This window comes from Variovorax sp. P1_H2 (genome assembly GCF_056405295.1).
The window spans coordinates 1-4,727 of record NZ_JBFUCJ010000218.1 but is presented as its reverse complement, the minus strand read 5'-3'; the positions used below and the strand labels follow the sequence as shown (position 1 = coordinate 4,727).

Genomic DNA, 4,727 nt, shown 5'->3' with positions numbered 1-4,727 from the left:
CGATTGACGTCTCGGATATCGAGGTGGCGTTCTGCGATTTGAAGGATTCGTTCCGTGCTTACGAGTGCCTTCAGAGCTTTCTGTCGCCTCGCTATCCCCTCAGAGGCATCGACGAATTTCACATCGAGCCGGTCGAACTGCGGGGCTTGGTGACTGTGCTCAATGCGGATATGGAGCGCCACCTGCTGGCGTTGAGAGGTGCGATCGATGAGGTGCGAGTGAAGGGCGGGGGGACAGTACCTGATCGGGGGTGAGGCCGGGGGGGGGTAGGGCGACTCCGATTGGCTGCTGAAGGCTGACTGAGAGGAAGGCCTTTAAGTCCTGCGATCGAGGCTTCTTGGATATCGAGGATGCGTCCGCATTGGTCGCGTCCCATTTCTGACCACGATCAGTGCTTCGTAGTTTGCTGATCTGCCGGCTTTATGGAGATGGCCTGCTCCCCCTTCAGCACCAACAATGCGGCATCTCGAAGCAAATAGGCCTGCTGTTCGTTGTGAATGTACCCCTGTGGGTAGTATGCGTTGTGTTGCAGCGCCGTATCTGAGAATGGAATGTCCAGCGCGGCTGACATGGCCTTCAGAAGCGCCATGAATAACCGATTGCCTTCGGTGAAATGCGCTTCTCCGGCTTGCTCCATCTCAGCTCGGCCTCGGGACAGATGACGCATGTACAGATTCCACGCATCGCTTACGCCGCTAAACGCCGCAGCCGGAAACACTAGATCGATTCGATTCAGAGCGGCTACGTGGTCCGGCGTCAATCGCGCCCCCCGCGTGCTTATTAGAGTATGGAAGACCTTCTCACGGGCATCCTTGGCCGCTGCATTGGCCCGCAACTTTTCCGAAGCCTGAACTGCAATGAATGGACTCACCATCGTGGCAAGGACCATCAGCACGTCGGTTAGGCGAATCGACCAGTCCATTTCCATTTCCTTCTCCGCGGTTTTACGCCAATCGTATGCGAAAGCGACACGTAGGGTACGAAGGATAGATAGGTGAGAGCGCTCCAACCGGTCGATGCAACTGCCATAGTCCGAAAAAAGGAGTGTTGCAGTCCGCCTCGGTACCTTATGTGGAGGGCTGGGCCGTGACGGCTGTCGGCCCCTTCGCCTCGCTCGAACGCTCAAGAACGTAGGACGCCATCGGCCAGGGCGAGGAGTTCCTCGTTCTCACGCATGCCGAGGGCGGATGCTGGCTTGACGGCGCTATCGACCGCGTTGCCGCTCGACAACCTGTTCGATCCATTGCCGATTTAGTTGAAGTCGAACATTCCTTCGGATGCCACCTATAACACCAGAAACATCAATAAAAGAGAAATGCTGTTGTTTCAACTCGGCGACGGTAGCACGATCGTCCGCGTGATGTTCCACGAGTTCTGCTATGAGTGGCGGTAAATTGAACTCGAGCGCAAACCAATTCGGCTGGCCCTCCTGTGCTTCGATAGGAACAAACATCCATGCCCCTTCCGCCGATCGAACAACTCGACATTCAACAAGGTCAGTGGGGAACGCCTCATGAGGTAATGGCTCCTCGCGAAGAAGATGCATTGGCCATCGACCTTGTAGCATTCCGAAGTATGACCCGCGAATCTGATCTGCCGACGCGGCGACTGCGTGGCTTAGCACCGAATAGCCGCGCTGGGTCAGCGTCTCCGTAGTCACTGAGTGCACCTCAGCTGGCCGCAATTGGGCCCTGAGGAATCGCCGCGCATCCTGAATGGTCTGTGCCCTCGTATTCAAGACACAACTCTCATCAAATTCGAAAATGGCTCGCACGAGCGGTTGAATGACAGGTACGTCTTCGTATGTGATGAGAAAAATCTGGTGGGCAACTGCGTACTCGACGGCCCCTCGAGTGAAGCCGGTAGGTGAGAAGACTGCGGATGCATATTGATATCTGGGCCCGAATATTGGCTCGTCGGTTACACCTACGCCTGCGCGATACGTAAAGTAGTTCTCCGCTATGTCCTTGAGGACGCCGACGATGCTCCGAGTCACCGATAGACCCACGGGGGTAGATCGCTGGTAGCACTTTGCCTCAACGATGAGTCGCAACGGGTAGACGAAAGCGGGCGAGTACGGATTAGCGGCGAGTGCGTCGAGTTGATGCCATGTTCCCCTGCCTCGGGCTTCTAGCCCACTGTGTCCGGAGCGCAGATAGCCCGCATCGTCTTGACCGAGCAGGGCGGGCTCTATTGTTCGGTAACCAACTAGCGTCAATAGGTGAAGTATGGCTTCTTCTAGCAAGGCGCCCCTAATGTGCCCTATTGTCGCCATGCTCTTCCTCTTTAATTCTTCTGTGGCTGGGCGTGTGATGGCTTCTACGGTGCAATCTATTTCCGGCGCTGCAACGATTGTTCAACTGGTTGCAACCTGCAAAGTTTGTTTGCGCCATCCGTCGACCACTGCATTGAGACCGCCGACCGGCGAGTTATTAGCCCAGCGTTCCCARAAGTCGACGGTGCCGCTATTGGGTCGGTGCTTCGGCATAGACACTCGGATGCGCGTCGGCAGCAAGCTCGCGTCCCCGACTACCAAGGCTTCGCCGGTGTCCAGTACTGGAAGCAAATCCCCAAATCCACCCAAGCTATCTGGCAGTAGTCGGCGAACCACTGCTTGATCGTCTCCATTCGTCAAACGCATGGCAACAAGATTGTTGCATTGACTTAGGACTGTGCGATTTACTTCTGAGGGGCGCTGGCTGATCACAACGAGACCGACGCCGTACTTGCGACCTTCCTTGGCAATGCGCTCGAAAATTTCAACCGAAATTTCTCCAGCACCGCCAGATTGATGCCGCTCGGGAATGTAGAGATGCGCTTCGTCGCAAAATATGGCCACAGGGTGACGCTTCGATGCTTCCGTCCATTGCTGAATAGAGAAAGCCAGTCGCGCTACTAAACTAACCATGAGAGGGAGCACATCCGAAGGAACTTCGGAGAAGTCTATTATTTTGACGCCGCCTTTTTTTCCCTCTTGATCGATAGTGCCAGCCATCAAGCTACCGACTAGACGCTCAAGCCATTCGAAGGTCATCGTTTCTGCAGCGCCCTGGAAAAGGAAGCCCAGGCGTCGATCTGTGCGCTTGTTTTCCAAGCGCTGAATGAGTCGACTGAGTTTGCCATTGAACTCGCCCGCCTTCTCGGTCCTGACTCCCGGGACCATCTCCACATTTAAGTCTGATAGTTCTCCAATTACTTTATCAAGATCGAAGGGTATTGGACTGTCGATAGTGAAATTGGCCAATACCTCATTCTGTTTGAGCGTTTCGAGGTACGAACGCTTTGCATTCAGAATGGCTCGGGACATTACCATGGTTTGGTTTGGCGCGTTTTGATCTGAGCGATCGACAAACATGGAGGTCATGGCTTCATACCCGAGCAGCCAATAGGGCAAGAATATGACTCCCAAGTCCAGTGTGGCGGAGTCATTCAGGTCACCAGGCCCGGCGATTTTGAAGTGCTGGAATCCCTTGGAAGAAAGAGGCTCGTATTCGCCGTGAATGTCGAATACGATTGCATTGGCGTTGCTCAACTCTGCTACCTGTTCGAGAACTCGAGCAGTCGTCCACGACTTGCCGGACCCAGTGCTGCCTACAATAACCGCATGGCGCTGAAAGAATTTGTTGCCATTGAGGTATGCGTCGGCACTTTCGTCGAGCGTATAGTGTCCAAGCGATAGCTTTTGTGAATCTCCTGCAATATTGGCAATTACTCGCATAAAGGAAGTCAGGCGGGGGCCTTCGAGAGCGAAGCAGTTGGCGTCTATCTCAGGAACAGTTTCGAGCGTGCGCAAGAACACATTGCTCCTAGTTCCGATCTTATCTACGAGAGTCCCGATCAAGACAATTCGAACAACGTTTAGTTCAGTGACGTCGTCTTCACCTTCCCCAATTTCCTTGTCTACAGGACCGCCTTTCGCGTCAACTGCCGTGCGCGTAATCTTCTGAATGATGCCGATCAAGTGTTGGCCAGGTCGACTGCTTTGAAGCGCTGCCAATCGATTGACCTGCAATTTCCGTAAGCGCTCCACATCGTCCACCGCAACGACAACTGTCGCGGTGTCTACTGAACGTACGCGCCCAAGGGCTTCATCATCTTTGTATTCGAGTATGGTCATTCTCTTTCTATCTCAGGTCACAAGTGCCAAAAATCGATCCAGTTGCCAAATAGGATCGCCTGCAAGTTCGATGCCTTCCGGCACTTCAGTGGAAAACATGCGGGTGCCTCCTGCACATTCTTCGAGTGCAACGTAGCGACCACATCGGCCGCTACGAAAAAACTGTTGGGCGACGGAGCTAATTTTTTTGGTAATCAATACCAATGGAATATCTGGCCGACTGCATCGCTCCATCAGTAAATGCTGTAAGTGTGGATCATTAAACCCGTAGCCTATACAAAGAAAGGCGTTTGCCTTGCGCATTGCGCCGTCGGCATTGTGCATGGCACTGCGGAATGGTTCTTCGTGCGTGCGTCGATACTTTTCCGTGCCTGGCGTAACTATGACTGGTTTCATGCCGGGTGGGAGCTCGCGCACGGGAGGTAAAGCGACGATCCCACCGTCCTTGTCGCTAAACCAGCCAAAAGATCCGTGAACCTTCCATACATTTACTGTGCGTGCTATGTGCTTTCCCACTTGTATTCGTGGTGGTGGATCCAGTGCGCGATCGCCGAATATGCCGAATGTGAACCCTGTGTAGGCACAAAATCCCGCAGCTTCGGCCGCATAT

Annotated in this window: 5 protein-coding genes; 1 reads left to right on the top strand and 4 read right to left on the bottom strand. The window is 54.0% G+C overall.

The genetic code is table 11. The annotated features are described in order from the left end of the window. The coding region (locus AC1D2E_RS34795) for a hypothetical protein (protein ID WP_478201624.1) at positions 1 to 254 on the top strand (254 nt) is incomplete at its 5' end. Positions 255 to 388: 134 nt separating this feature from the next. Here AC1D2E_RS34795 and AC1D2E_RS34790 read toward each other — a convergent pair. The 4 genes from AC1D2E_RS34790 to AC1D2E_RS34775 all read right to left on the bottom strand — a co-directional run. Beyond that, on the bottom strand, positions 389 to 928 hold the full coding sequence (locus AC1D2E_RS34790) for a DUF6680 family protein (RefSeq protein WP_478201623.1): 540 nt from the start codon (positions 926 to 928) through the stop codon (positions 389 to 391). Between the two features lie 276 nt (positions 929 to 1,204). After that, positions 1,205 to 1,660, bottom strand: coding sequence for a hypothetical protein (locus AC1D2E_RS34785; RefSeq protein ID WP_478201622.1), 456 nt, complete (start codon positions 1,658 to 1,660; stop codon positions 1,205 to 1,207). Between the two features lie 696 nt (positions 1,661 to 2,356). Continuing rightward, positions 2,357 to 4,117, bottom strand: coding sequence for an ATP-binding protein (locus AC1D2E_RS34780; RefSeq protein WP_478201621.1), 1,761 nt, complete (start codon positions 4,115 to 4,117; stop codon positions 2,357 to 2,359). 12 nt (positions 4,118 to 4,129) lie between these two features. Beyond that, the coding region (locus tag AC1D2E_RS34775; RefSeq protein WP_478201620.1) for an SIR2 family protein at positions 4,130 to 4,727 on the bottom strand (598 nt) is incomplete at its 5' end.

What these genes read in the sequence shown, in the direction of transcription:
- AC1D2E_RS34790 (WP_478201623.1), bottom strand. Translation starts at nt 928, where the DNA reads ATGGAAATGGACTGGTCGATTCGCCTAACCGACGTGCTGATGGTCCTT.